Annotated in this window: 25 protein-coding genes; 12 read left to right on the top strand and 13 right to left on the bottom strand. The window is 36.0% G+C overall.

The features are described from left to right. Window positions 1-642 precede the first annotated feature (642 nt). Window positions 643-1,062: a nucleoside-diphosphate kinase gene (locus tag B5X62_RS03045; RefSeq protein ID WP_079665896.1), complete on the top strand. Its 420-nt coding sequence runs from the start codon at window positions 643-645 to the stop codon at window positions 1,060-1,062. Between the two features lie 74 nt (window positions 1,063-1,136). Here B5X62_RS03045 and rpe read toward each other — a convergent pair whose 3' ends face one another. Together rpe and B5X62_RS03035 are read right to left on the bottom strand one after the other, a co-directional pair. After that, window positions 1,137-1,787 (bottom strand): ribulose-phosphate 3-epimerase, encoded by a 651-nt coding sequence (rpe, locus tag B5X62_RS03040; RefSeq protein WP_079665895.1) that lies wholly within the window; start codon window positions 1,785-1,787, stop codon window positions 1,137-1,139. Between the two features lie 40 nt (window positions 1,788-1,827). After that, window positions 1,828-2,904: a M28 family peptidase gene (locus B5X62_RS03035; protein ID WP_079665894.1), complete on the bottom strand. Its 1,077-nt coding sequence runs from the start codon at window positions 2,902-2,904 to the stop codon at window positions 1,828-1,830. Window positions 2,905-2,955: 51 nt separating this feature from the next. Here B5X62_RS03035 and B5X62_RS03030 point away from each other — a divergent pair, with 51 nt between their 5' ends. Next, window positions 2,956-3,669, top strand: a complete 714-nt coding sequence (locus B5X62_RS03030) for a DUF4294 domain-containing protein (RefSeq protein ID WP_079665893.1) — start codon at window positions 2,956-2,958, stop codon at window positions 3,667-3,669. A gap of 11 nt (window positions 3,670-3,680) precedes the next feature. On the opposite strand, the gene B5X62_RS03025 is transcribed toward B5X62_RS03030, so the two are convergent. Together B5X62_RS03025 and mnmD are read right to left on the bottom strand one after the other, a co-directional pair. Beyond that, a complete protein-coding gene (locus tag B5X62_RS03025; protein ID WP_079665892.1) occupies window positions 3,681-4,094 on the bottom strand; it encodes an NUDIX domain-containing protein in 414 nt (137 codons plus the stop codon). Window positions 4,095-4,167: 73 nt separating this feature from the next. Continuing rightward, complete coding sequence (gene mnmD, locus B5X62_RS03020; protein ID WP_079665891.1) at window positions 4,168-4,842, bottom strand: tRNA (5-methylaminomethyl-2-thiouridine)(34)-methyltransferase MnmC2; 675 nt, start codon at window positions 4,840-4,842, stop codon at window positions 4,168-4,170. 84 nt (window positions 4,843-4,926) lie between these two features. Between mnmD and B5X62_RS03015 the strand changes: the two genes are divergently transcribed. The 4 genes from B5X62_RS03015 (at window position 4,927) to B5X62_RS03000 (ending at window position 8,396) form a co-directional block, all read left to right on the top strand. Next, complete coding sequence (locus tag B5X62_RS03015; RefSeq protein WP_079665890.1) at window positions 4,927-5,988, top strand: branched-chain amino acid aminotransferase; 1,062 nt, start codon at window positions 4,927-4,929, stop codon at window positions 5,986-5,988. Window positions 5,989-6,088: 100 nt separating this feature from the next. Beyond that, window positions 6,089-6,598: an FKBP-type peptidyl-prolyl cis-trans isomerase gene (locus B5X62_RS03010; protein WP_079665889.1), complete on the top strand. Its 510-nt coding sequence runs from the start codon at window positions 6,089-6,091 to the stop codon at window positions 6,596-6,598. Between the two features lie 13 nt (window positions 6,599-6,611). Further along, on the top strand, window positions 6,612-7,709 hold the full coding sequence (locus B5X62_RS03005) for a peptidylprolyl isomerase (RefSeq protein ID WP_079665888.1): 1,098 nt from the start codon (window positions 6,612-6,614) through the stop codon (window positions 7,707-7,709). A gap of 297 nt (window positions 7,710-8,006) precedes the next feature. Next, a complete protein-coding gene (locus tag B5X62_RS03000; RefSeq protein ID WP_079665887.1) occupies window positions 8,007-8,396 on the top strand; it encodes a tautomerase family protein in 390 nt (129 codons plus the stop codon). 417 nt (window positions 8,397-8,813) lie between these two features. On the opposite strand, the gene rny is transcribed toward B5X62_RS03000, so the two are convergent. From rny to tamL, 4 genes are all read right to left on the bottom strand, one after another. Then, window positions 8,814-10,385: a ribonuclease Y gene (gene rny / locus B5X62_RS02995; protein WP_185116705.1), complete on the bottom strand. Its 1,572-nt coding sequence runs from the start codon at window positions 10,383-10,385 to the stop codon at window positions 8,814-8,816. Window positions 10,386-10,617: 232 nt separating this feature from the next. Further along, on the bottom strand, window positions 10,618-10,905 hold the full coding sequence (locus B5X62_RS02990) for a cell division protein ZapA (RefSeq protein WP_079665886.1): 288 nt from the start codon (window positions 10,903-10,905) through the stop codon (window positions 10,618-10,620). Between the two features lie 3 nt (window positions 10,906-10,908). Further along, a complete protein-coding gene (locus B5X62_RS02985) occupies window positions 10,909-11,211 on the bottom strand; it encodes a hypothetical protein (RefSeq protein ID WP_079665885.1) in 303 nt (100 codons plus the stop codon). 178 nt (window positions 11,212-11,389) lie between these two features. Continuing rightward, on the bottom strand, window positions 11,390-14,005 hold the full coding sequence (gene tamL, locus B5X62_RS02980; protein WP_079665884.1) for a translocation and assembly module lipoprotein TamL: 2,616 nt from the start codon (window positions 14,003-14,005) through the stop codon (window positions 11,390-11,392). Between tamL and B5X62_RS02975 the strand changes: the two genes are divergently transcribed. After that, window positions 13,991-14,728 (top strand): TrmH family RNA methyltransferase, encoded by a 738-nt coding sequence (locus B5X62_RS02975; RefSeq protein WP_079665883.1) that lies wholly within the window; start codon window positions 13,991-13,993, stop codon window positions 14,726-14,728. The two genes, tamL and B5X62_RS02975, sit on opposite strands and share 15 nt — an antisense overlap. A 13-nt stretch (window positions 14,729-14,741) precedes the next feature. On the opposite strand, the gene B5X62_RS02970 is transcribed toward B5X62_RS02975, so the two are convergent. The 5 genes from B5X62_RS02970 to porQ all read right to left on the bottom strand — a co-directional run bounded on the left by B5X62_RS02970 (window position 14,742) and on the right by porQ (window position 17,903). After that, complete coding sequence (locus tag B5X62_RS02970; protein ID WP_079665882.1) at window positions 14,742-15,236, bottom strand: phosphoribosyl-ATP pyrophosphatase; 495 nt, start codon at window positions 15,234-15,236, stop codon at window positions 14,742-14,744. Window positions 15,237-15,238: 2 nt separating this feature from the next. Then, window positions 15,239-15,547, bottom strand: coding sequence for a phage holin family protein (locus B5X62_RS02965; protein WP_079665881.1), 309 nt, complete (start codon window positions 15,545-15,547; stop codon window positions 15,239-15,241). Between the two features lie 87 nt (window positions 15,548-15,634). After that, window positions 15,635-16,012 carry a YtxH domain-containing protein gene (locus B5X62_RS02960; protein ID WP_079665880.1) on the bottom strand — a complete coding sequence of 126 codons (378 nt, stop codon included), beginning with the start codon at window positions 16,010-16,012 and terminating at the stop codon, window positions 15,635-15,637. 108 nt (window positions 16,013-16,120) lie between these two features. Further along, on the bottom strand, window positions 16,121-16,792 hold the full coding sequence (gene cmk / locus B5X62_RS02955; protein ID WP_079665879.1) for a (d)CMP kinase: 672 nt from the start codon (window positions 16,790-16,792) through the stop codon (window positions 16,121-16,123). A 91-nt stretch (window positions 16,793-16,883) separates the two neighbouring features. Further along, on the bottom strand, window positions 16,884-17,903 hold the full coding sequence (gene porQ, locus B5X62_RS02950) for a type IX secretion system protein PorQ (protein ID WP_245797126.1): 1,020 nt from the start codon (window positions 17,901-17,903) through the stop codon (window positions 16,884-16,886). Window positions 17,904-18,068: 165 nt separating this feature from the next. On the opposite strand from porQ, the gene pyrH reads away from it, so the two are divergent. The 5 genes from pyrH (at window position 18,069) to B5X62_RS02925 (ending at window position 26,513) form a co-directional block, all read left to right on the top strand. Beyond that, the gene (pyrH, locus tag B5X62_RS02945) at window positions 18,069-18,773 is read left to right on the top strand and encodes a UMP kinase (protein WP_079665877.1); all 705 of its coding nucleotides are present in this window, start codon (window positions 18,069-18,071) and stop codon (window positions 18,771-18,773) included. 101 nt (window positions 18,774-18,874) lie between these two features. After that, window positions 18,875-19,429, top strand: a complete 555-nt coding sequence (frr, locus tag B5X62_RS02940) for a ribosome recycling factor (protein ID WP_079665876.1) — start codon at window positions 18,875-18,877, stop codon at window positions 19,427-19,429. Between the two features lie 230 nt (window positions 19,430-19,659). Next, window positions 19,660-21,168, top strand: a complete 1,509-nt coding sequence (locus B5X62_RS02935) for an FMN-binding glutamate synthase family protein (protein WP_079665875.1) — start codon at window positions 19,660-19,662, stop codon at window positions 21,166-21,168. Between the two features lie 102 nt (window positions 21,169-21,270). Continuing rightward, the gene (gene purB / locus B5X62_RS02930) at window positions 21,271-22,698 is read left to right on the top strand and encodes an adenylosuccinate lyase (RefSeq protein ID WP_079665874.1); all 1,428 of its coding nucleotides are present in this window, start codon (window positions 21,271-21,273) and stop codon (window positions 22,696-22,698) included. Window positions 22,699-22,823: 125 nt separating this feature from the next. Beyond that, window positions 22,824-26,513 carry a phosphoribosylformylglycinamidine synthase gene (locus B5X62_RS02925; protein WP_079665873.1) on the top strand — a complete coding sequence of 1,230 codons (3,690 nt, stop codon included), beginning with the start codon at window positions 22,824-22,826 and terminating at the stop codon, window positions 26,511-26,513. The last annotated feature ends 107 nt before the right edge of the window (window positions 26,514-26,620 follow it).

The raw sequence follows: 26,620 nt of genomic DNA, 5'->3' as shown, positions 1-26,620 counted from the left end.
TGCGCTTCGCCCTCACGCAAAGTTGGGATAATAACCCGAGTTTGGGATGGGAAATTAAGGTAAGTTCGAGTAGATTAAAAAAATCTTATCGAGAATTTTTCTTATAAATTTCTCGACACAAAATCTTCTAGATCGTTTCTTGAAATAACGCCTCGGATAAAAAAAAGTATTTTATTCCTAACTGAACAAATGATTACAGCGACTTCTATTCGGTTAGGAGTCGTTTTTTTTTTTTGGCGTGCCCATTTTGCGCTCACTTGGTTCAATGCTTCGCATTGTCCGCGTTCGCGCCCCAGATGGAACGGCATGTTGGAGCTCTTTTTTGAGGTGGTTTTGGTACTTCGACTCCGCTCAGTAATCCAGAATTAACCACATCAAAAAAAGCGACTAGTGACAGCTGGAAATGGCGCCCAAAGAATTTTTATCGTGTTGATGAGGTTTTCTAAGCTAATTATTATAAAACAAAAAACCCAGCCGAGGCTGGGTAAAAACTAATAACCATGAAAACTCAAATTAAACATGAGAATCATAATAATAGTAGCAAACTGTGTGCCAAAAATTATTACTATCTCTTATTGAGAAATTCAGTGACAAATATATATAAAAAATTGTAAATTTGCACAGTATATAATTAAAAAATCAATGTCAGGAAAAATTACATTCACCATGATTAAGCCAGATGCGGTTGCAGATGGACATATTGGTGCTATTTTAGGGAAAATTGCAGAAGCAGGATTCAAGATCAAAGCTTTAAAACTTACTCAGCTTACAATTGCTGACGCTAAGAAATTCTACGAAGTTCACTCAGAAAGACCTTTCTATGGTGAGTTGGTAGATTTTATGTCTTCTGGGCCAATCGTTGCTGCAGTTTTGGAAAAAGATAATGCTGTGGAAGATTTCAGAACATTAATCGGTGCGACTAACCCTGCTGATGCTGCGGAAGGTACAATCAGAAAGATGTTTGCAAGAAGCGTTGGAGAAAATGCTGTACACGGTTCAGACTCTGATGAGAATGCTTTAATCGAAGCGCAATTCCATTTTTCTGGAAGAGAAATTTTCTAAGAAATTTTTTTAAGAAAAATAAAAGCGACATCCAAAAGGTGTCGCTTTTTATTGTTTAGAACTTTAATTAAAAATTAAAGTTTTAAAAGTTCGATGGTTTTTGCTGGATTTTCGGAAGCGAAAACAGCGTTCCCCGCAACCAAAACATCTGCGCCAGCGCCAAATAATTTAGAAGCGTTGTCTAGGTTAACACCGCCATCAACTTGGATTAAAGCTGTTGAGTTGTTATCCAAAATCATGTCTTTGGTTTCTTTCACTTTTTTGTAAGTGTTTTCAATGAATTTTTGTCCTCCAAAGCCAGGGTTTACACTCATTATTAAAACCAAATCAACTTCTTTGATAATGTCTTCCAATAAAATAACTGGCGTCGCCGGATTAAGAACAACACCTGCTTTTGCGCCTTTATCTTGGATTTGATTGATCACGCGATGAAGATGTGTGCAAGCTTCCAAATGTACAGAAACCAAGTCTGCGCCCATGTTGATGAACTCGTCCACATATTTTTCTGGTTCAACAATCATTAAATGAACGTCAACAAATTTCTTTGCGTGTTCTTGCACGGTTTTCATCACAGGAAAACCAAAAGAAATGTTTGGTACAAAGCGACCATCCATCACATCAACGTGTAACCAATCTGCTTGACTTTCATTTAGCATTTCGATGTCGCGTTGCAGATTTCCAAAATCCGCTGATAAAAGCGATGGTGCGATTAATTTATTTTTCATTTTTACGAATTAGATTTACTTTTTATGTTTTAGATTTTATTTAATGATATTTCAGATTCATGTCTGGTTTTATTTTCAGAAGGCTTTCGTAGATTAATTTAATCACGTTGCTTACATCTTCTTTAGAAACCATTTCTACCGTCGTATGCATATAACGCAAAGGCAAAGAAATTAATGCACTTGGTACGCCGCCATTAGAATGTGCGAAAGCATCGGTATCCGTTCCTGTTGCTCTGCTTGCTGCTGCGCGTTGGAAAGGAATTTTCTTGCCTTTTGCAGTGTCAACAATTAATTCTCTAATCGTGTGATGAACACTCGGCGCAAAGAAAACGACTGGTCCGTCGCCACATTTTTGGTCGCCTTCTTTTTTCTTATCGATCATCGGTGTTGTCGTATCGTGCGTAACATCTGTAACAATCGCAATATTTGGTTTGATAGTGTCTGCAATCATCTGCGCACCATAAAGACCAACTTCTTCTTGTACTGAATTGGTGATGTATAGTCCAAATGGGAGTTTCTTTTTATTCTCTTTTAAAAGACGAGCAACTTCGGCAATCATAAAACCACCGATTCTGTTGTCTAAAGCACGACAAACAAAGTAACGATCGTTTAATTCAAAAAACTCATCAGGATAAGTAATCATACAACCAACGTAAATTCCTAAATCTTCAACTTCTTGTTTGGTTGTTGCGCCGCAATCGATAAAGATATTTTCGATTTTTGGAGTTGGCTCGTTTTGATTAGCACTTCTGGTATGGATTGCTGGCCAACCGAAAACGCCTTTCACTACGCCTTTTTCGCCATGGATATTTACCACTTTCGAAGGTGCGATGGTTTGGTCTGATCCACCATTTCTGATAACATATATTAAACCATCATCTGTAATATAGTTAACATACCAGCTGATTTCGTCGGCATGCGCTTCAATCACAACTTTGAAGTCGGCTTCGGGATTTATGATACCATAAGCGGTTCCGTAATGATCGTATTCTATCTTATCGACATAGTTTTTGATATAGTCTGTCCAAATTTTTTGTCCAGCGTGTTCGTAGCCAGTAGGAGAGGCTACATTAAGATATTCTTGTAAAAATTTTAATGATTTTTTTTCAAATTTCATAATAGGAATGATTTTTGATAATTGACAAACTCCAATTGTGAGGTAAAAGTAATGAAATTTTATAAGTTATTTTTAGTTTTAAGCATCTTTGTAGGCGCTTATGCAATGGCTCAAAATGATTCTGATCTTAATCAGGTTCCTAAAGCGCTAAGCGAAATGCCAAAAGACAAACTAAAAAAAGATGAGTTCGGGAATTGGTATTATTATGATGAAGTTCAAAAAGCTAAAATCTATGATATCAATGGGGAGCAAGTGATTGTGATGGATGAGTTGCTAATTAGAGCAAATCCAAAATTTAATAACCAGTTAGATCGTAATTTTTATTTTTTTCTAAATAAAAAGCTAAATCGTGTGTATCCGCTATTTCTACATGCACTCGAGCAATATCGAGGTTTAGAAAACGAAACGGCAACAATGGACGAAAGATCAAAAGCGAAGTATATTAAAAAACGTCAAGAAGAATTGGCGAACGAATATGAAAAGCAATTGCGCGATTTGACGACGACGGAAGGTCAAGTATTTGCAAAATTAATGAATCGTGCTACTGGCAAAACGGTATATGAAATTATCCGTGAGCTGCGTGGTGGTTGGAGTGCTTTCTGGTGGAATGTTAAAGGGAATATGGCAGATGTAAGCCTAAAAACACCTTATGATCCGCATAAATATCGTGAAGATAATTTTATCGAAAGCCTTTTGATAAGTAACTGGAATTATGGTTATCTACAACCTTATCCAGGTTATCAAGATTTTAAAATGGAAAAATAGTAATTAGTTAGTTATAGATACTGTTGTTTTAATTTTTCAAAAACAATATTGTCGATTGGTAGTGGAAATGGGTTTTCTTGGTCAAAGGGAACCCATTCTGCTGTCTCGATGCAAGGGTCAATAATCAACATATCTTCTTCGTTGATGATTTCGCACAGATAATATATAGTCATTAACTGTTCATTATCTCGAAACCTCGAAACCAAAAAATCTTCTTGCGTGTAGAAATGACTTACTACTTTGATGTCAAGATTTAACTCTTCATTGAACTCTCTTTTTAAACATTCGATAACGCTTTCACCGAACTCTAATCCGCCGCCAGGAAGTTTAAGAAGATGTTCGCCAGCATATTCTTCATGTAAAGCCAATACTGATTTATTTTTTATACATATTCCGTACACGCGAAGGTTAATCTTGTCTATCATGTTAAGTTTTTCTTTTATAAATATAGGTCTTTTATTTAAAACAGAATTGCGGAAGTTTGAATTAAAGTGTTGACTAAAGTTTAATAGCATTAATCATTTCTCGCTTTCCGGGAGGGCCTGCCAGTTTTTGTACTGAGAAGTTTAATTCTTTCAAAGCGCGTTTCAGACTGCCTTTAGAAGAATATGTTGTTAGAAGTCCATCTATATTCATTGTGTTAGCAACGATTTCGATAAGAGGTTTTTCCCAAAGATCAGGTTGCACTTTCGCACCAAAACAATCGAAATACACCAAATCAATTTTTGGAAGTTCTAAGTTTTTAATATCAAAGAAATCAGCTTTTATCTTTGTTAAAAAAAAGTTTGGGATAATTTCTGTCGCTTCACCCCAATTAGCAGCATGTATTTTCTTTTCAATTTCAGAAATTTCGGGATTGTCAAAAAGTTTTGCATAATCTAGGGCAAGAAGTTCGTCATTGGAAATGGGATATTTTTCGATGCCAAAGTAATGAATTATATGATTTTTGTCATTTCGTAATAATGCATTAATTGTTACTAAAACGTTAAGACCTGTCCCAAATCCTAGTTCAAGAATGTTAAATTGGTAATGATTTATTTTTATTAATCCATTTTTGATAAATACATGTTCTGCTTCTTGTAAAGCCCCGTTGTGAGAATGATAGGTTTCGTTTAAGTCTTTGATATATAGTGTTTTACTTCCGTCTAGAGTCGTGATAATTTCGCGATTCATATTCTTTTTTTTCAAATATAAACTTAATTTTTGAGATTTAAAAAATTATTATATATTTGTAAGACTACATAAAAAATTTCAAAAATGATAATTCAAAAGACAGAAAATTCTAAGCTACCTACTTTTGATCCTAATAACTTTTCGTTCGGAGATACTTTTATCGATCACATGATTATTTGTGAGTACGAAAACGGAAAATGGGGTGATGTTAAATTAGTTCCTTACGGACCACTTCCTTTCACGCCAGCGATGATGGGGGTTAACTACGGGCAAGCTTGTTTCGAAGGGATGAAGGCTTACAAAGACGAAAACGATGATATCTTCTTATTCCGTCCTGAAAAGAATTTTGAAAGAATTAATAAGTCAGCAAAGCGTCTTGCGATTCCAGAAATCCCAAGAGAAGCTTTTATCGACGGGCTTAATGCTTTGGTTGATATCGATAGAGAATGGATCCCGAAAGGAGAAGGTATGTCATTATACATTCGTCCAGTAGTTTTTGCAACGGAAGAAGTTTTAAAAGCTAGAGTGTCTAACAAATATATGTTTGCGATTGTTGCAACGCCAGCTAAGAGTTATTATTCTGCGCCAGTATCTGTGAAGATTTCAGATTATTATTCTCGTTCAGCTAACGGAGGTGTTGGTTTTGCAAAAGCAGCTGGTAATTATGCAGCTTCTTTTTATCCAACGCAATTAGCAATTGATGAAGGTTATGATCAAGTAATTTGGACAGATGATGCAACACACGAATATTTCGAAGAAAGTGGAACGATGAACGTTTTTGTACGTATCAATGACACAATCTACACGCCAAAAACTTCTGAAAAGATCTTGGATGGTGTTACAAGAGATAGTTTCTTACAATTAGCAGAGCGTAACGGTATCGACGTAGTTGTTGGTGATGTTAAAGTAGCTGATGTTGTTGCAGCACTTAAAGATGGTAGTCTAAAAGAAGCTTGGGGCGTTGGTACAGCAGTTGTAACAACAAGATTCGAAGCTATTGGTTATGGTGATGAGAAGTTTGCACTTCCTACATTGGCAGACGAAGATAGTTTTGCTTTCATCCTTAAAAAAGCTTTGGTTGATATCCAAACTAACCACGCTGAAGATCCATTCGGATGGAGAGTTAAGGTTGATAAAAAATACTAAAATATCTCTTAAAATATCATAAAGTCGGTTTTAACCGACTTTTTTTGTGTCCATATATGTAAAGAAATGACTAATAATTTCTTATTTTCGCACAGTATTTATGAAAAAAATAATTCTTATCAGTATTGCAATGTTGGGTTCTTGCGCAAAGCAAAGTCCAATCTACGACTCCACGACAACTGTAGTTAGCCATGACGAGATGGAAGCTTCAAAAACAAGAAATAAAAACTTGAATAATGAAGAGCGCCATCAGATACAAGAATGGATTAAAAGTCAGGATAAAAAATACTATCCAATGGGCATGAACTATTGGGTGGATATTGAAAACCTAACTTCGGAACCGAAGAAAAATGATGGCGAAAAAGTCAGTTACACTTACGATATCTATGATTTTGATATGGTTAAATTATACGAAAACGCTAAACAAATCAAAGATCAAGAATTAGGAAAGTTTGATGACCTAAGACCTGTAGAAGATGCCGTTCGACACATGAAGAAAGGATCGGAAGCAATACTTCTTATTCCGTCAGCATTAGCTTTTGGATCCTATGGTGATAATGACAAGATAAGCAGTGACATGCCGATTATTGTTAAAATAAAGACACTTTAATTAAAAGATATATATGAAAAAATTACTATTTGTACCGGTAGTATTAACATTATTAAATTGTAAAACATTGGAAATAGACAAAGAAACTTACAACAGTCTTTCGGATGGTTTGTATGCGAAAATGCAAACATCAAAAGGTGAAATGCTAATCAAATTAGAAGACGAAAAAGCGCCAGTTACGGTGGCTAACTTCGTAGGATTAGCGGAAGGTAAAATCCCAAATAAAGCTAAAGCGGATAAAGTACCATTTTATGATGGGACAATTTTTCACCGCGTGATCAAAGATTTCATGATCCAAGGTGGAGATCCACAAGGAACAGGAATGGGCGATCCAGGCTACAAATTTGCTGATGAGAAAAATGACCTAAAACATACAGGAAAAGGAATCCTTTCTATGGCGAATTCTGGTCCTAATACCAACGGTTCTCAGTTCTTCATTACAGAAGTAGCGACGCCTTGGTTGGATGGTAGACATACAATCTTCGGGAAAGTTGTAAAAGGTGAAGACGTTATCGACACCATCGCAAATGTTGAAAAAGGTCCTAACGACAAACCAAAAGAAGATATCGTTCTTCAAAAATTAACGGTTTTCAGCAAAGGAGATCAATATAAAAAATACGATCCTGCAAAAACTTTCGAAGAAGGAAAAGCTAAAATCGAAGAAAAAAACAAAGCTTTCGCTGCTAAGGAAGAAGCGGATCGTCTTAAAAAGTTACAAGAATTCCAAGCGAATCAAGACAAATTGGTTAACGAGTTGAAAGCTGGTATGCAGTCGACGCCGTCTGGTTTGTTTTATAAAATCACTAAATCTAACCCATCTGGAAAAGCGCCAAAAACTGGCGATGTAGTTTCTGTGCATTACGCTGGTAAATTGGTTGATGGAGAAGAGTTCGATAACTCTTTCAAAAGAGGAGAGCCTATCCAAATCCCGATTGGCGTTGGACAAGTGATCAAAGGTTGGGACGAAGGTATACAACTGCTTAAAGAAGGTGAAGCAGCAACATTGTTGATTCCGGCAAGTCTTGGTTACGGCGAAAGAGGTGCTGGTGGGGTGATTCCTGCTAATGCTTGGTTGATTTTCGACGTAGAATTGGTGAAAGTCGGAGGTTAATTCTCTCCCAAACATAAAACTGAAAAGAGCTGTTTCTACGGAAGCAGCTTTTTTATTTGGGCGCCATTTCCGGCTGTCACTAGTCGCTGCGCCGCGCCAGCGCATTTGCCAGCGCCTGCGGCGCGAGCTCCAACATGCCGTTCCATCCGGGGCGCAACAACGTGGTGGAAAGTTATATTGTCGAAATAGAATTTTTTAAACTCAATAAGATTAATTTTAATATAAATTTAAAGTTTTAGTCATATTTAGTTATTGTTATTCATTTATATTTGGTTTTATTTTAAAACAAATATTCTTATGCCATTAGTGCGAATTTCGTTGTCGAAGTCACATTCTTCAGAAACACAAGACGCTATTTCTAAATCTATTCATCAATCTTTGATAGAACATTTTAATGTTCCTGTTGATGATTATTTCCATATTATTGAAGCCCTGAAGCAACCTCAATTAAAATATCCTAAAACTTATCTAGATGTAGCACATACTGATAGTATTGTTTTTGTGCAGATAATTGCGGCAAAGGGTAGAACAACCGAACAAAAGGAGAAACTATATTCTAGGATTGCAGAGCTTGTTGCACAAAATACATCGCTAAGAACCGATGATGTCATTATCACGTTACTCGAAAACGAAAAAGATAATTGGTCATTCGGGCAAGGGGCGATGCAGAGTTTTAATCATGTATAACTTGATTTCGAGATAAAATACATTTTTATGCTAGACGCCACTTCGAGCAAAATCTGAAAGATTTTGTGTCTAAAAATTTTTGCAAGAAGTTCTCGATACATTTTTTCTTCATCTCATTACGGAATAACACTCGAACTGACGTTAATCTTCTTATCCCAAAACTTAATTTATTTAATCATAAAAAAAATCCTATCGATCGATAGGATTTTTTTGTAGTTCTGGCGGTTAGTAGTCGCGGCCGGGATAGTAAGGGCGCGAGCATTTCGACGGGCTCAATACAGGCAATGCGAGCGGTCTGAAGAAAAGCTTGGCAAAAGCTTCGGCTTCTGAAGACGAAACCCCTGAATAGCCCGAGATGCCGCCCAAATAAAAAAGCTAAGTCTTACGACCTAGCTTTTAATGTATATTTTAATAAAACTATCTTGCGATGTTAACCGCTCTAGTTTCTCGAATCACCGTAACTCTCACTTGACCTGGATAAGTCAATTCGTTTTGGATTTTCTCCGAAATATCGTACGATAATTGGTGCGCAACTTCGTCATTAACTTTTGCACTTTCCACCATCACACGAAGCTCTCTACCAGCTTGGATCGCATAAGCGCTAGACACACCGTCAAAGCTTAATGCTGCTGCTTCTAGATCTTTCAGTCTTTGGATGTAAGATTCCAAAACTTGGCGTCTTGCACCTGGTCTCGCACCAGAAATAGCATCCGCAACTTGGATAATCGGCGATAGAAGAGACGTCATTTCGATCTCGTCGTGGTGCGCTCCGATGGCGTTGATAACTTCTGCGTTTTCACCATATTTCTCCGCCCATTGCATACCCAATAATGCGTGAGGAAGCTCTGATTCTTGTTCAGGAACTTTTCCGATATCGTGTAGTAAACCAGCTCTTTTGGCTAGTTTAACATTAAGACCAAGTTCGGCAGCCATTGTTGCTGCAATATTTGCAACCTCACGAGAGTGTTGAAGCAAGTTCTGTCCGTAAGAAGAACGGAACTTCATACGTCCTACGATTTTTACCAACTCTGGGTGAAGCCCGTGGATACCAAGATCGATGATGGTTCTTTTACCAACTTCGATGATTTCTTCCTCGATTTGTTTTTGCGTTTTTAGTACCACTTCTTCGATACGAGCAGGGTGGATTCTTCCGTCAGTTACCAATCTGTGAAGTGAAAGTCTTGCAACTTCTCTTCTTACAGGATCGAAACATGATAATAAAATCGCCTCTGGCGTGTCATCAACGATAATCTCAACACCTGTAGCGGCTTCTAGCGCACGAATGTTACGACCTTCGCGTCCGATAATTCTACCTTTAATTTCGTCCGATTCGATATTAAACACAGATACTGAATTTTCGATAGCTTGCTCGGTTCCGATTCTTTGGATCGTTTGGATAACGATTTTCTTAGCTTCAGTTTTGGCGTTAAGCTGCGCTTCTTCCATAATGTTTTGGACGTAAGCTTGTGCTCTTGTTTTAGCCTCAGCACGCATGGCTTCTACCAATTCTTCTTTAGCTTCTTCTGCTGTATAGTTAGATATTTTTTCTAACATTTCAACTTTTTGAGCTGTTGCAGCGTCTAGCTCTTGTTGTTTACGTTCTACAATTTCTTGCTTTTTCGAATAGTCAGCAAGTTGCTTTTCTAGGTCTTTTTCTTGACGGCCAACTTTGCTAAGTTCTTCGTTTAGTTTGTGTTCTTTATCCTTGGTTCTTTTCTCAACCTCTTGCATTTTCTTTTCGCGAGATTGGATGTTAGAGTCGTGCTCCGATTTTAGTTCCAAGAATTTTTCTTTGGCTTGTAAGTGTTTTTCTTTTTTAATAGTTTCAGCCTGTGTGTTAGCTTTTTCTATGATAGTTTCGGCACTTTTTTTGGCATCTTCTAGGATGAATTTTCCTTTAGAATTTAGTGAGCTTTTAGAATACATAATTCCTAAAACCGCACCTATGACCAAAGCAACTATACCGATAGTAATGTAGGTTGCAATCATAATTTATAGTGAGTTATTTAATTTCTTTTTTAATTTTTAAACATAAAAAAACCTACAACAATCCATTATTAAGAGTAAACTCCTAATCAACACGATTTGAACTGTTTTTCATTATCTGTAATCTGCGACAAGGCAGCGCGCCATCTAATGAACATTCGTTCGGCAATTGTTTAGCGTTGAGTTTACCTGCTGTGTTAGAATTATTGTAGGCAGCTTGTATATTTGGAAGATTTTAGTCCTCCAATTCTTCCAATAACTGGTTGATTTTTGTCAAACGGTCATTGGTATTTGTTAAATTCTTTTCATTATTGTTTAAGTGCACTTCGGCGTTGGTTCCTAATTTTAATGCGCACATGGCTAAAGCATCTTGCTTGTCGCGTACATCAAAATTCGCCTCAAATTCCTTAATCATCGTTTCAATTTGTTTCCCGACTTTACGTAGGGTTTCTTCTTCGGCAGCGGGGACGTTAAGAGGATAGACTCTTCCAGCAATGTTGATGGTAATTCTTCTAATATCCATATCTTATAATCCACTGTTTCGTAACTCTGCAATGCAAAAATCAACCTCTTTTATTAATTTATTTAGGTGATTTTTCATCAATTTATTATGATCTGCATTTCCGCTTATAGCTGAATAAAGTTTTAAATCTTTTTGCTCTTCTGCTAAAACTCGATTTCTTTTTTTCTCTTCATCAAATTCCTCCTGCAATTGCTTATAGTCCTTAGAAAGCTCTGCATATTTGTCTAATAGACTGATATGTGTCTTGTGCAACTTAACGATTTTCTTTTCTAATTGCACGAAATTATTTTCTAATTCTGATAGCATCGAGTTTGATAAATTCTAACTATTACAAAAATATAAAAAAACTTAACAAAAAGAAAGATTTTTAGCTTTTATTTAATGTTTCAAATAAGAGCTTTTAATTGCTTGTTAATTAATTATTTAGTGACATGATTTTATTTAAAATAAAAAACTTTCATCAATTGATGAAAGTTTTATGTTGTTAAAATGGATATCCAAATGCAAAATTAAGAGTTGGTCGGAGAAGCTTATTTTTCATCATCACCCAACGCTCGCCAACTGGTTGGTTAGGATCATACATTTTGTAAGCTAAATCTAATCGGAACTTGATGTAAGCAACGTTTAATCTAAGTCCAAATCCACTACCAACACCCATTTGACTTATAAATTTACTGAACTTAAACTGATCGCCAAAGCCATTATCTTTTAGTCCCCAAATGTTACCAGCATCTGTGAAAAGTGCGGCTTCGAACATATTGTTAATCGGTAATCGGTATTCGATACTTGTCGTTAATTTTACATTGTCCATCGCATAAGATCTTACACGTTCGTCAAGTTGCGAATCTGCTGGACCAAGCCCTCCAAAAGCTACCCATGCTCTAATGTCATTGGATCCACCATTGAAATAAGAACGGATAAATGGCATGTTGTTAGAGTTGCCATACGGAATCCCAATCCCAATAAATTGTCGAATCGCTAACGTGTGAGGTTGTGCTTTATCTTGGAAGAATGTGAAGTATTTTCTAAAATCAAAATCAAATTTTACAAACTGAGAATATGGGATTTTAAAAATTGTTTTAGTGTCATTTCCAATAACGCCATCTTGCGTTGTGGTTTTAGCAAAAAGTCCTACAACATTACCTGCAACTTCAAATTTTCCATTAAAATAAAATGGATTTTTGTAACCTTTTTGACCAATTTCATTATACAAGAAGTTGTAAATAATCGAAGAAATTACAACGTCTTGCGTTTGTCTGTCTTTGTTGGCAAGAGATTGTCGATAAGAGTTAAATGTGTCCGTCTGTGTTTGGTCTAATCCGCTTTGGAAAGTATTATCACGAATAATAATTCTAGAAACATCATCAATACCAAGTTGACCATTGTTATATTGGGCTGCAATATTTGGATGTTGTACAAAATACCAATCGAAAACTTGTTGTCTAATATCGTTGTCCGCTAAGAACAGCTGATAGTAGTTTTCTTTATTTTGTGTAAAACTAAATTGGGTATTAAATAAAGTCAACTTATGCGAAACAATATCATTAACATTGGCATAATAGCTAAGACCAGTATTAAAATTGATACGTCCTAATCCAATATTATTTTGGATTGCAGCACCTAAAAATATACTCGATGTTGGTGAATATCTTTTAGGGATTACTTTCCAATAACGTTTGAAAGGTACCCACAATCGAGGAATTTGCAACGACGCTTGTGTTGATAATTCGTAAGCATTAAATAATGCATTGTCTTTTTTCGGATCTTTTGTTGTACCAATAATACCGGAAAAACTGATGTTTAAGTTTTCTGCACCTTTAAAAACATTACGAGAGGTTAATTCTAAAGATGGAGAAAAACCAAAGTTTAGAATTTCGGAATAATGTAAATCCATCCCGACTTTAAAATCATATTTTGGCATCGGTTTTAGAATATATCGAACATCAATTAAGCTATCGTTTTGCTTATCTGTCCCTTCATTACGGAGACCATCAACGGCTTGTAGAACCGTAAAGTTGTTCATAGCCATTAGGTTACGTTTGGTTACGTCAAAATCACGTTGTTGATAATTGTCGCCAGGTTTGTAAATGATTGGAAGCCAAAGCGATTGGAGTTTGTAAGCTGTCGTATCAACTCTATAAATATTGATGCCACGCAAGCTGTCTTTATGGATAGTTTTGTCTTCGTATTCTTTAATGTTGTCGACAACAGCAATGTCTATGTTGCCAATTTTAGGTTTAATAAATCCTCCATCAAGCGTGTCTTTGTGGATATCCATTGTCACAGGCACATCTTTGCGACTAGAAAGTGTATCTGCTGTAAAGTAAATTTGTTCTCCAGACGCATTGAATTTATAATAACCTTCGTCCTTCATTAATTGCGTGATGCGTTTTACTTCGTCTTCAAGAACGGTTTGATCGAGAATATTTCCTTTTTTAATAAGACTTTTTTTAATGTCTCTTTCGTAAATGTTTCTAACACCCGAATCGGTAATATTGTAATAATAATCCTTAATAAAAGTCGGATCTCTGTGGATGATGTTATATTTAACTTCCGCTTTTTTAGCAGCCGAATCTCTTTTTACAGAGTGTGCAACTTCAGAATCCCAATAACCTTTGTAGACTAAGAAGTTTTGTATATTCTCAACACTAGCTTTAGTTTTACCATCGCTATAGATAACTGGTTTTTCGCCAACGGTATGCCAGAATCTGTTCCAAAATAGATTTCTGCCAACATACTCTGGATGATTATATTTTATGAAAAGAGAATCACGAAGTTTTTGATTTCTCATTTCATTAGGATAAGTCATATACTCGGTCAGAATACTGTCGTATTTGGGATTAGCCGCATTATAGGCAAGAAGGCCTAAAGGAAACAAGAAAAAAGTTTTCTTATTAGGTTTTTGTGCTGCAAAACTTGGGATTTTATCACTTAGGATTTTCCCATCTTGGTATTTGAAATCATTTTTGGTCAACAAGTATTCGCCGTCTGGGACCTTCTTCGTTGTGCTACATGCATGCAGCAATAACAACATCAGACTTGCTGATAAACAAAATATATAATACTTTTGGGAATATTTTCGAAAATGCTTACTTCTCATAAAATAAAAATAATACAATCTCTCGATAAAAAGAAATTTAGACAAAAATACAATTTGTTTTTGGTTGAGAGTAACAAGATTATTAAAGAACTTGCGAATTCTCGTGTTAAAATTTTAGAAATTTATTCTACAAAGCCTGAAGAATTGAAAAGTTTATTCAAAAATGTCGATATCTTTGAAATTGACGAAAGAGAACTTCGAAAAATAAGTTTCTTGCAAAATCCTAAAGATTCGGTGGCGGTTTGCTCACTCGAAACTGCAAAAATTGACGATTCTAAAGACCGACAAATAATATTAGACGGTATCCAAGATCCTGGAAATCTAGGCACAATTATCCGATTGGCGGATTGGTTTGGGATTGAACAAATCGTTTGTAGTCAGGATACTGTGGATCTTCATAACCCAAAAGTTTTGATGTCAACCATGGGTTCTTTCACAAGAGTTAATGTGTGTTATGTGGAGTTGGAAGATTATCTTAAAACCTATCAACATCCAGTTATCGGGACCGATATGCAGGGCGAAAGTATTTATAAAAAAGAATTCCCGTCAAAATTTAGTTTGGTACTAGGTAATGAAGGGAATGGTATGCGTCCTAATGTTGAACAATTATTGACTGATGTTGTCACCATCCCAAGATTTGGAAAGCAACAATCTACCGAAAGTCTTAATGTCTCAATGGCAACAGGGATTATTCTTGGTCAAATATTTTCGGATCAAGTTTAAATTTAATTTAAAACTAAATCAATTTTTCTAGGCTAGAAGCGGTTTTGTGACGTTGATAATCTTCAAGTTTTTCTCGAATAAATTTAAGAGCGAAAGGCGCAACGTAGACTAAAGCTAGACCAATTATTTTTTTGTTCCAGTTAGAGTTATTAAGATTTTTGCGGGCGTAATTACCAACTAAAGTGACGGCTCCTAGACGAACTGCAGTTTCCAAAAGTCCAGAATCTACGGTATTGTTAGCTAATCCTACCAAACTTTTTGGTGAAGTTGTTTCTCGGATACCTTCTGATACTTCGCGCATAATGTTTTTGGTGTTGAGGCTAAGCGTTTGGTTGCCTTCATCGTCTTCGGACTCCTTCAGATATTTATCTGTAATGCCGTTAGTCAGTACGCTCAAACTTTCTTTTTTGTTTTTAAAAGTTAAAAGTTCTTCCATGTTTTTGATATCATCTCTTAGAAGTGCCTTTTTTCTTCTCAACTCATCTAGATTATTGTATTGATGTGACATAATTAACGGTTTAAAAAGTTAAGTACATTATTAGCAACGGTTTTTATGATTTTTTTTCTCATGCTAAGCACGATGATCATAATTAAAAGATAGAATCCTGCAACGATCAAAAATCCGTACGAAAAATTATCTAATGCTTGCCCAATAAGGAATGCAATTCCGAAATTAAATAAAATAATAAAGAACGCAAATACAATAACCATCGTCATAATAAAGGTAATTATACCTGTTGACAAAGACGATTTTTCTATCAACTCAAGTCTTGCAAGGTCGATTCTCTTATTAATATATTCCTTAAGTAGATCTATCATAATAGATGTTTTAGTAAAGTTACAAAAATTTACAAAAAAAGGAACTTAGTGGACTAAGTTCCTTTATAATTCACTCTAGATTTGGGATTATTTCATTCCGTCTAGTTCTGTCTCTACATCTTTAACAACGTCAGTTGCTTTAGACACCATTTGATCTTTGTACTTATCGTAACCTTCTTTAACCGAAGATGCGATGTTGTTAGCAGTATCTTTAACTTGAGAAGAGATTGTGTTGTATTTGTCTTTCACTTGGTCAGAAACATTTCCGTATTGCTCTTTAACTTTTTCTGAAGTTTTGTGATATTGTTCGTTAGCTTGGTCTTTGATGTCCTCAGCTTTCTTTTTAATTTTCTTTCTTGTTTCTTTTCCTTCTTCAGGAGCGTAAAGAAGTCCCATTACTACACCAACTGCTGCACCTGCTAATAGACCTGCTAAAATTCCTGCTGAATTATTTTTTCTAGACATAATGTGTGATTTTTTTGATTAACGTTTAACTTGATTAATTATGTTTTTATGAGTTACAACAAATGTACCAAAGGATTTTAAGATTGTATAAACTTTGTTAAATTATTGTTACTTTATATATGAAAGCATTAATTCGATAGTTTGTTCTTTTGTAAGATCAGAATTATCTATCAATATGGCATCGTCTGCCTGACGAAGTGGCGCGATTTCTCTTTCAGAATCTATTTTGTCACGTTCGATAAGATTTTGTTTCACTTCTTCGATGCTGATATTTTCTCCAAAACCTAAAAGTTCTAGATGTCTTCTTTTTGCACGTTCATCAGTGCTTGCGGTTAAGAAAAACTTGAAATCCGCATTTGGTAAAACCACTGTGCCAATGTCGCGACCATCCATAATAACGCCTCCAGTTTTAGCAATATTTCTTTGAGTATCAAGTAAGAAAGCTCTCACTTCGGGAAGTTTTGCAACTTGACTAACGTTGGCTGATACTTGTGGTTGACGTATTTCTTTATCGATATTAGTGCCGTTTAAGAATAATTGTAATTCGTCATTCTTTTTTTCAAAAACTAAATTGATGTTCGGAAGATCATCTATTAATTGTTGAAGATCGATACTGTCATCTGCATTTTGACAATGGCTAAGTCCATAAAAAGTAATACCACGATAAAGCGCGCCAGTATCCATGTGGATAAGGCCAAGGCGTTTTGCGATAACTTTGGAGATAGAACTTTTTCCAGTCGAAGAATAGCCATCGATGGCGATTACCCAATTTTTTGTCATTTCTGAATTTCTGATACAAATTTAGAAATTTTAAAAAGGAAAAAACTATTGCAGATTAAAGAAATTTGGTTTTGAGAATTTGTTCAAAATTTTAACGACGATTTCCACTTATTTCGATAAGATCAACACTTAGCCCAAACATATTGACATTGGATGAGTTATGATATCTCGCGTGCGAATAATCAAATTTGAAATAAGAAATTTTAATTCCAAATCCTGCCGAAAGTCCTGAGAAATTTCTTTGATCCAGAATTGCCATTTCGTTACCACGTTTAACATTGTAGCCAAATCTTAAGTTAAATGCTTGTTGCGGAAACAATTCAACACCAAGAGATAAATGATCTAAGACTTTTCTTCCAAAGTTGACAGGTTGTCCATTAACATTGAAGTCTTGCGAAATATTAAATTTTTGTAAATCGTGTAATGTCACAGTAATAGCAGCTGGAAATTGATCCAAAATTTTGGTATAACCTAAATCTATTCTAAAAGGTAAATCTTCTCGAACGCCATTAAAAGGCTTAAATTGATAACCAAAATTACGAGCAACTAAAGTCAAAGTCTCATTAGAGCGAGGATTGTGATAGGTAACACCTGCGTTTGCAGAAACCGCCATCGAACTATAAGTGTCAATTTTAGATGTTACAAAATTAACGTTGGCGCCTATAGTCCATTCGTCTTCGAATTGATAAGCGTAACCAGCTCCAATCGAGGCATCCATCGCAGAAAAATCTCCAAGAATGTTGGCTGCTTCGTCGGTACGCGGCATTTTTCCGTAATCCATATAGCGTGCATTAATAGAAACAAGATGGCCTTGTTCCAGATCTTTAACATAGCTAATGGTTCCTATTTTGGAATCTGCAAGATATGAAGCGTAGTTTACAGACACCATATCATCCATTTCCAGATTCATCAAAGATGGATTGGCTGCGGTCATGTTAACGTCGTAATCCCTTATGGATACAGCATCGCCGCCCAAAGCAGATTGTCGGGCAGATACAGGGATATTTAGAAAAGGATATACATTGGTACCTAACTGTGCATACACCAAACTACTGCATATCGCTAAAGCTAAAATAGAAATCTTCTTCAAAATCACTTCTCTTATTTGCAAAAATAGATTTTTTTAAAATTTAACAAAATATTTAGACGTTAAACTTATTTCTTCATAACGTAATTCTGTTGCATTCCTTATATTTGCAGCAGTAAAAATTTAAAAAAAATGAAACCTTATAATCAGCGTATCATTTTTTAATTAAAAATTCATAAAAAAGAAAAGATGAAATATAAAAGAATCCTTTTAAAACTAAGTGGAGAAGCCTTGATGGGAGAACGTCAATACGGTATTGATAACGATCGTCTTAAGGAATATGCGGATGAAATTAAAAAAGTTGTAGACAAAGGTTGCGAAGTAGCAATTGTTATCGGAGGAGGAAATATTTTCAGAGGATTGGCTGGTGCTGCAAAAGGTATGGATCGTGTACAAGGCGATTATATGGGGATGTTGGCAACGGTTATCAACGGTATGGCTTTGCAAGGCGCTTTGGAAGATGCTGGTATCAAAACTAGACTTCAATCTGCTATCGAAATGGATAAAGTTGCAGAACCTTTTATTAAAAGAAGAGCAGTTCGTCATCTTGAAAAAGGTAGAGTTGTTATTTTTGGAGCAGGTACTGGTAATCCATATTTTACGACAGATACAGCAGCGACGCTTCGTGCTATCGAAATCGATGCTGATGTTATCTTGAAAGGGACAAGAGTTGATGGTATCTACGATAGCGATCCAGAAAAAAACGCTGATGCTGTTAAATTTAATAGTCTTTCTTTTGAAGAAGTTTTCGAGAAAAATCTAAAAGTAATGGACATGACTGCTTTTACTTTGAGTCATGAGAATAAATTGCCAATCATCGTTTTTGATATGAACAAACAAGGTAATCTTGCGCGTCTTGTAGATGGAGAAATGATTGGTACATTGGTTAACTAATAATAAATCAATAAACTTGGAGTTTTTGTAATAAAACAATTATTATTGCAGAATTTCAAATTTTAAAACAAAATTGTTAATTATCAAACTTTAAATAAATAATGGAAGAATTAGAACTCATCACAGCATCGGTAAAGGAAGAGATGGATGCTGCGCTTAAGCATTTGGATCATGCTTTTCAAAAAATCAGAGCGGGTAGAGCGTCAACAAGTATGGTACAAGATGTTATGGTAGAATATTATGGTTCTATGACACCTATTAACCAAGTTGCTAACGTATCTGTGCCAGATGCGATGACTATTTCTATTCAACCTTGGGATAGAGGAGCGGTTAGTGCTATCGAAAAAGCTATTATCAACTCTAACTTAGGATTTGCACCTTCTAATAATGGTGATGTTATCATCCTTAACGTTCCGCCTTTAACAGAAGAGCGTCGTAGAGATTTAGCAAAACAAGCTAAAGGCGAAGCAGAGCAAAGTAAAATTGTTGTTAGAAATGCTCGTCAAGAAGGTATGAAGGATCTTAAAAAGTTGGATGGCGTTTCTGAAGACTTAATAAAAGGTGCTGAGAAAGACATTCAAGATCTTACAGATCAATATATTAAAAAAGTAGATGATGCTTTCAAAGTTAAAGAAGCAGAGATCTTAAAAGTTTAAAAAAATTAAAAGATTTAGAAATTTTCTAAATCTTTTTTTTGTACTAAAAACGAAGTTTATTTAAACTTTCTTCAAAAAGATTTTAAAGATTTAAATTATTTACATATTCTTAATTTTATTTATGAATTTTTTTGAAATTCACAATCGATTTTTTTGTCTAAGATGATGTAATTATTTACTATTTATTAAATATTAATATTATATTTGCTGGAATTTAATTTCCCTTAAAAATGAGAGATAAATTCCTTACATGGGGACTGGTATTAGTCCTTGCAACGACAGTTATTGCTGTTCTTATCAAAGCCCATTATTGGATTCCAATTACGTTGGCTGCTATTTACATTTTAGGTATTTTCAATGCCACGCAGACCAAACATGCAATTTTGAGAAACTTCCCTGTATTAGGACTTTTCCGTTATATGCTGGAAGGGATTTCTCCCGAAATTCAACAGTATTTCATTGAGAGAGAAACCGATGGTAAACCTTTCCCAAGAAATCAAAGATCGGCAGCTTATCGTCGTGCAAAAAATATTAGCGACACGGTAGCTTTCGGTACTCAACTAGAAATCAACAATAGAAAATACGAAGGTATTAAGCATTCTATTTATGCTAAATCGCCGTCGCACGAATTGCCAAGAACGACAATTGGTGGACCAGATTGTTTGCAACCATACAGTGCGTCTTTATTTAATATTTCTGCAATGTCATTTGGTGCATTGTCTGACAGAGCGCATATCTCGCTTAACAGAGGTGCAAAAAAAGGACAATTCTATCATAACACTGGTGAAGGAGGAATTTCTCCATATCATATGGAAGGTGGAGATTTGTGTTGGCAAATTGGTACAGGATATTTTGGATGTCGTGATGATGAAGGGAAATTCAACCCTGAATTGTTTACGAAGTATGCGACAATCGATAATGTAAAAATGATTGAGATTAAACTTTCTCAAGGTGCTAAGCCAGGTCATGGTGGGGTACTTCCAGGTGTTAAAAATACACCAGAGATTGCTGCAATCCGTCACGTAAAGCCAGGTATCACGGTATTGTCGCCTCCAGGGCATAGCGCATTCTCAACGGCTGCGGGATTATTACAATTCGTAAAACAACTTAGAGATTTATCTGGTGGTAAGCCAGTAGGTTTCAAACTTTGTATCGGTGATACTAAAGAATTTGAAGAAATCTGTGCACAGATGAATGTTCTTAAAATCTACCCAGATTTTATTACCGTTGATGGTGCTGAAGGTGGTACAGGTGCTGCGCCGCCAGAGTTTTCGGATGGTGTTGGTATGCCATTAGAACCTGCTTTAATTTTTGTAAACTCGACACTGAAAAACTTTAATGTTAGAGATAAAGTTAAAATTATCGCTTCTGGAAAAGTATTGACGTCTTTAGATATTTTGAGAGCAGTTGCGATGGGTGCAGATGCTTGTAACAATGCACGTGGATTTATGTTTGCTTTGGGTTGTATCCAAGCTTTACAATGTAACTCTAACACATGTCCAACGGGTGTAGCAACGCAAAATAAAATGTTGATCAAAGGTCTTGATGTTACGGATAAAGCAGAACGTGTTTATCACTTCCACAAGAATACATTACATACTTGCAATGAGTTGATTGCTGCGGCTGGTAGAACATCTTATGACCAAGTTGATGCTTCAATGTTTATGCGAGGTGACGAGTTCGAACATTTAGCAGACACTTACTTCCCTGATGTTTTAGGAAATGTAAGAAAAAGATAATTGATATTAATGACTGTTTGATAGCAATATATAAAACCTGAATTCTTTTAATTCAGGTTTTTTTTGTTTATTTTTGTACATCTAAAAAAGTAAAAAGAAAGAATGAATTCCTACAAAAATCCTCTTGAAGAACGCTACTCAAGTGAGGAAATGCTTTACAATTTTTCCCCGAATAATAAATTCAGAACTTGGAGACAATTGTGGATTGCATTGGCAGAAATCGAAAAAGATTTAGGCTTAGACATCACAGACGAGCAAATCAACCAACTGAAAGAACAAGCTGAAAACATCGATTTTGACGCTGCTGCGGCTTACGAGAAAAAATTCCGTCATGATGTGATGGCGCACGTTCACACGTATGGCGACGTTGCACCGTTGGCGAAAGGAATCATCCATTTGGGAGCGACTTCGGCGTTTGTTGGAGATAATACTGACTTAATTCAAATCCGTGACGGTTTAAAAATTGTTAGAAAACAATTGGTGAACGTGATCAAAAAACTTTCGGATTTCTCGATTAAATATAAAGATATGCCCACTTTGGGTTTCACGCATTTCCAACCTGCGCAATTAACGACGGTTGGGAAGAGAGCAACTTTGTGGCTTCAATCTTTGATTTTGGATTTTGAAGAATTAGAATTTTTCTTAGAAACTTTGAGATTCCGCGGTGTGAAAGGAACTACAGGAACAGCAGCAAGTTTCTTGGAGCTTTTCAATGGCGATTATTCCAAAGTAAAACATTTAGATAAAGAATTGTCAAGAAGATTCGGTTTCGAAAAAGTTTTCGGCGTTTCTGGACAAACGTATGATAGAAAAATTGATGCAAAAGTGGTGGCTTTATTGTCAAACATTGCTCAATCTGCCCATAAATTCACGAACGATTTACGTTTACTTCAAAACTTAAAAGAAATTGAAGAGCCATTCGAGAAAAACCAAATCGGTTCATCAGCGATGGCGTACAAGCGTAATCCTATGCGTTCTGAAAGAATCGGAGCTTTGGCAAAATACGTAATGTCGTTGTCGTCAAGTTCGGCGATGGTAGCTTCTACGCAGTGGTTTGAGCGTACTTTGGACGATTCTGCAAACAAGCGTTTAACCATTCCACAAGCATTTTTAGCGATTGACGCTATTTTGTTGATTTGGAATAACATTATGGACGGATTGGTTGTGTACGAAAACCGCATCCACAAACACATTATGGAAGAATTGCCGTTCATGGCAACCGAATATGTGATTATGGAAGAAGTGAAAGCTGGTGGCGACCGTCAAGAAATTCACGAAATCATCCGCGTTCACTCAATGGAAGCATCCAAAAAAGTGAAAATGGAAGGCAAGGAAAACGACTTAATCGAAAGATTAATGAACGATTCTTCCCTGAAAATGGATAAATCGAAGATTGCGGAAGTAATGGATCCGAAAAACTTCATCGGATTTGCACCGATACAAACTGAAGAATTTATCCAAAACGAGGCGAAGCCGATTACGGATAAATACTCGGATTTAATTGGTCTTGAAGCAGATTTAAAAGTATAAATTTGATGCAGTCTTGTCGGCTGCATTTTGTTTTAACAAAATAGAAGTTAGAGATTAGAAGTTAGAATTTAGAGGGTTGTCTCTTGTCTAACATCTAATGTCTAATATCTAACATCTAATAAAAAATGAATAAAAGAATTTTTGTAGAAAAGAAAGGCTTGTTTGATGTGGAAAGTCTAAAGATTTTTTCGGAAATCTTGAACATCGTTCCCAACATCGAAAGCGTGAAAGTTTATAATGTTTACGATATTTTCGGAATTGAAGATGCCGATTTTCAAAAAGTGGTGAATTCTACTTTTGTGGATCCGGTTACTGATATTCTGCACGAAGAAAATCCTGTGAAGAATACATTTTTCGCAACCGAATTTCTTCCAGGTCAATACGACCAAAGAGCCGATTCTGCGGAGCAATGCATCGCTTTGTTGACGCAAAATGGCAACGCAACAGTTAGAAGTGGAAAATTAATTGAACTTTCGGGAATCAACGATTCAGATTTGATAAAAATCAAGGATTTGTTGATTAATAAAGTAGAATCTAAAGAAAAAGATTTATCAAAATTAGAAATTCCTGCTGAGAACGAGCCACAACCAGTTATTGTTTATGATGGTTTTAAAGATTGGAGTTCAGAGGAATTGAAAAACTTTTATGATAAGATAGGTTTTGCATTTGGACTGGACGATTTAGAGTTTATTCAAGCTCATTTTAAATCAGAAAACAGAAATCCAACCGAAACCGAACTTAAAGTTTTGGATACCTATTGGAGCGACCATTGTCGTCACACGACTTTCGAAACAGAATTAACAGAAATTGAATTCAAAGGTCAGTTTAAATCGACTTTGGAAACTATTTTCAATGATTATTTAGAAAAAAGAAAATTCTTAGGACGCGAAGAAAAACCAATTTCTTTAATGGATTTGGGAACTATCGCTGCCAAATATTTCCGCAAAACGGGGAACTTAGAAAACCTTGTGGTTTCAGACGAAATCAACGCATGTACCATTGAAATCGAAGCTGAATACGACGGAAAAAAAGAACCTTGGTATTTGTTGTTCAAAAACGAAACTCACAATCACCCAACGGAAATTGAGCCTTTTGGTGGAGCTTCAACGTGCCTTGGTGGTGCGATTCGTGACCCTTTGTCTGGGCGTGCGTTTGTGTATCAGGCGATGCGTTTGACGGGTGCGGGAAATGTTTTAGAACCAATTTCAGATACAATTGCGGGAAAACTTCCCCAAAGAACGATTACGAAACAAGCTGCAAACGGTTATTCATCGTATGGAAACCAAATCGGTTTGGCGACAACTTTAGTGAACGAAATTTACCATGAAGGTTACAAAGCCAAGAGAATGGAAGTTGGTTTCGTAGTTGGTGCGGTTCCAAAAACGTGGGTTCGTCGTGAAAAGCCTGAAAATGGTGATATTGTTGTGCTTTTAGGCGGTGCAACGGGTCGTGATGGTGTTGGTGGAGCAACGGGAAGTTCAAAAGAGCAAGACGAAACCTCTATTCATACACTTTCTACGGAAGTTCAAAAAGGAAATGCTGTTGAGGAACGTAAAATTCAACGTTTGTTTAGAAATCCTGAAGTAACGACTTTAATTAAGAAATCAAACGATTTTGGAGCGGGTGGCGTTTCTGTTGCGATTGGTGAAATTGCAGATTCTTTGGAAATTAATTTGGATGTTTTGCCTTTAAAATATGAAGGTTTGAACGGAACTGAATTGGCGATTTCTGAATCTCAAGAAAGAATGGCGGTTGTTATCGAAGCGAAAGACGAAGCTAAATTCATTGAGTTCTGCGAAAAAGAAAACATCAAAGCGGTTGTCGTTGCAAAAGTGACCGATTCTGGAAGAATGCAAATGTTCTGGAAAGGCAACAAGATTGTGGATTTAAGTCGTGATTTCTTGGATACGAACGGTTGTGCGAAAACACAAACGGTTGAGATTTCTCACTTAGAGCCTGTAAAAACAGAAAAAATAGCCTTTACAGAAGACAATTTTGTAAATATTTTAAAAGATAAAAATAATGCTTCTCAAAAAGGTTTGTTAGAAATGTTCGATGCTTCGGTGGGAGCGACGACGGTTGCGATGCCTTTGGGAGGAAAATATCAGTTGACAGAAATGGAAGGCTCGGTGCAAACGCTTCCAATTTTGAACGCTGAAAATATAGAAACCGTTTCTTTGGCGAGTTGGGGATTTGATGCCGATATTTCGAGTCAAAACTCGATGGTTGGTGCTGCAAATGCTGTTGTAGAAAGCGTTTCTAAAATCGTTGCGATGGGTGGCGATTACAAAAAAATACGTTTGAGTTTCCAAGAATATTTTGAGAAATTAGGAAATCAAGCTGATAAATGGGGCAAGCCAATGGCGTCGTTGTTGGGAGCTTACAATGCTCAAATGAATCTTGGATTGGCTGCAATCGGAGGAAAAGACTCCATGAGTGGGACATTCCAGAACATTAATGTTCCGCCAACTTTGATTTCTTTTGCTTGTGCAAACGGCGTGAAGCGTCATATTATTTCGCCAGAATTCAAATTGGCAGGAAATCATTTGTATCATTTTTACCATCAAGCGGACGAAAATGGACTTCCTAATTATGAGGTTTTAAAAGACATTTACGAGTTTATTCATGATGGAATTTTACGAAAAACCATTGTTTCTGCAAAAACCATCAAAGAAGGTGGAGTAGCAGTTGCATTGGCTAAAATGGCTTTTGGAAATAATCTTGGAGCGACCGTTTCTTTAAATGAAAATCAAATTTTAGAAAAAAATATTGGTGGATTAATCATTGAATCTGTTGAGGAATTATCGCATCCAACTATACAAAAAATCGGAAATGTTGTTGAAAATTCAACACTCACAATAAATGGTCTTGAATCTAGCGTCTCGGCTCTAGTATCTGTTTTCACTGGAACTTTCGAAAATCTTTTCCCAACTTCGGAGAATGAAAAAATCGTTGTTAATATCGATGAAAGCTTAAATTCTACAAACCCAAGAACGATTCATATTAAGAAACATGATCTTGCTAAGCCTAAAGTTTTTGCTCCAGTTTTCCCTGGAACGAACTGTGAATATGAAACGCAAAATGCTTTCAGAAAAGAAGGTGCGGAAGTTTCGAGTTTGCCGTTAATCAATCTTGATTTTAATAAATTAAATGAAAGTATCGATGCTTGGGTAAAAGAAATCGAACAATCTCAAATTTTGGTTTTCTCGGGAGGTTTCTCGGCGGGTGACGAGCCAGATGGTTCAGCAAAGTTCATTGTGAATGTTTTGAAAAACGAAAAGATGAAAGATGCTGTTCACGCTTTGTTACAACGCGACGGAATGATTTTAGGAATTTGCAACGGTTTCCAAGCTTTGGTGAAATCTGGTTTGCTTCCTTACGGTGAAATCCGTGATTTGGACGCAAATTCTCCAACATTGGCGCACAACGCCATTGGAAGACACATTTCTCAAATGGTGAATGTGAAAGTTGTTAACGAAGATTCTCCTTGGTTAAAAGGTATGAAAGGTTTGGAATATACGATTCCGATTTCTCATGGTGAAGGTCGTTTTATGGCTTCGGAAGAGGTGTTGACGGAACTTTACAAAAATGGACAAATCGCGACACAATACATTGATTTTGATGGAAACATCGCTCACGGAATGCCGTTCAATCCAAATAATTCATTATTCGGAATTGAAGGAATCACGAGTTTGGATGGTAAAATATTCGGAAGAATGGGACATCCAGAACGTTTTGCAGAAGGTTTAATGAAAAACATTCCAACTGCAAACTACCACAACATTTTCAAAAATGGTGTGGAGTATTTTAAGTAAAATCAGTTTTTAAATGATATCAAAATCCGTCTTTTCGAAGGCGGATTTTTGTTTTTTATGAAATTTAAAATTTCTTTAACATCGATTGTTAAACAGTTCTTAGCTTT

Source organism: Soonwooa buanensis (assembly GCF_900167905.1).
In the GTDB taxonomy this organism is placed as follows: domain Bacteria; phylum Bacteroidota; class Bacteroidia; order Flavobacteriales; family Weeksellaceae; genus Soonwooa; species Soonwooa buanensis.
The sequence above is the reverse complement of the archived record's forward strand: the minus strand, read 5'-3'. Positions and strand labels throughout refer to the sequence as shown.

Coding starts and splice junctions, on each gene's coding strand:
- mnmD (WP_079665891.1), bottom strand. CDS start 4,842: ATGAATCGCGAAATTATCACGACTCTAGACGGAAGTAAAACACTATAT.
- B5X62_RS03005 (WP_079665888.1), top strand. CDS start 6,612: ATGAAAAAATTACTATTTGTACCGGTAGTATTAACATTATTAAATTGT.
- rpe (WP_079665895.1), bottom strand. CDS start 1,787: ATGAAAAATAAATTAATCGCACCATCGCTTTTATCAGCGGATTTTGGA.
- B5X62_RS02975 (WP_079665883.1), top strand. CDS start 13,991: ATGCTTACTTCTCATAAAATAAAAATAATACAATCTCTCGATAAAAAG.
- B5X62_RS03010 (WP_079665889.1), top strand. CDS start 6,089: ATGAAAAAAATAATTCTTATCAGTATTGCAATGTTGGGTTCTTGCGCA.
- B5X62_RS03035 (WP_079665894.1), bottom strand. CDS start 2,904: ATGAAATTTGAAAAAAAATCATTAAAATTTTTACAAGAATATCTTAAT.
- B5X62_RS02970 (WP_079665882.1), bottom strand. CDS start 15,236: ATGTCACATCAATACAATAATCTAGATGAGTTGAGAAGAAAAAAGGCA.
- B5X62_RS03025 (WP_079665892.1), bottom strand. CDS start 4,094: ATGATAGACAAGATTAACCTTCGCGTGTACGGAATATGTATAAAAAAT.
- B5X62_RS03030 (WP_079665893.1), top strand. CDS start 2,956: ATGAAATTTTATAAGTTATTTTTAGTTTTAAGCATCTTTGTAGGCGCT.
- B5X62_RS03015 (WP_079665890.1), top strand. CDS start 4,927: ATGATAATTCAAAAGACAGAAAATTCTAAGCTACCTACTTTTGATCCT.
- B5X62_RS02965 (WP_079665881.1), bottom strand. CDS start 15,547: ATGATAGATCTACTTAAGGAATATATTAATAAGAGAATCGACCTTGCA.
- frr (WP_079665876.1), top strand. CDS start 18,875: ATGGAAGAATTAGAACTCATCACAGCATCGGTAAAGGAAGAGATGGAT.
- rny (WP_185116705.1), bottom strand. CDS start 10,385: ATGATTGCAACCTACATTACTATCGGTATAGTTGCTTTGGTCATAGGT.
- B5X62_RS02990 (WP_079665886.1), bottom strand. CDS start 10,905: ATGGATATTAGAAGAATTACCATCAACATTGCTGGAAGAGTCTATCCT.
- B5X62_RS02985 (WP_079665885.1), bottom strand. CDS start 11,211: ATGCTATCAGAATTAGAAAATAATTTCGTGCAATTAGAAAAGAAAATC.
- cmk (WP_079665879.1), bottom strand. CDS start 16,792: ATGACAAAAAATTGGGTAATCGCCATCGATGGCTATTCTTCGACTGGA.
- tamL (WP_079665884.1), bottom strand. CDS start 14,005: ATGAGAAGTAAGCATTTTCGAAAATATTCCCAAAAGTATTATATATTT.
- B5X62_RS02960 (WP_079665880.1), bottom strand. CDS start 16,012: ATGTCTAGAAAAAATAATTCAGCAGGAATTTTAGCAGGTCTATTAGCA.
- pyrH (WP_079665877.1), top strand. CDS start 18,069: ATGAAATATAAAAGAATCCTTTTAAAACTAAGTGGAGAAGCCTTGATG.
- B5X62_RS03045 (WP_079665896.1), top strand. CDS start 643: ATGTCAGGAAAAATTACATTCACCATGATTAAGCCAGATGCGGTTGCA.
- B5X62_RS03000 (WP_079665887.1), top strand. CDS start 8,007: ATGCCATTAGTGCGAATTTCGTTGTCGAAGTCACATTCTTCAGAAACA.
- B5X62_RS02925 (WP_079665873.1), top strand. CDS start 22,824: ATGAATAAAAGAATTTTTGTAGAAAAGAAAGGCTTGTTTGATGTGGAA.
- purB (WP_079665874.1), top strand. CDS start 21,271: ATGAATTCCTACAAAAATCCTCTTGAAGAACGCTACTCAAGTGAGGAA.
- B5X62_RS02935 (WP_079665875.1), top strand. CDS start 19,660: ATGAGAGATAAATTCCTTACATGGGGACTGGTATTAGTCCTTGCAACG.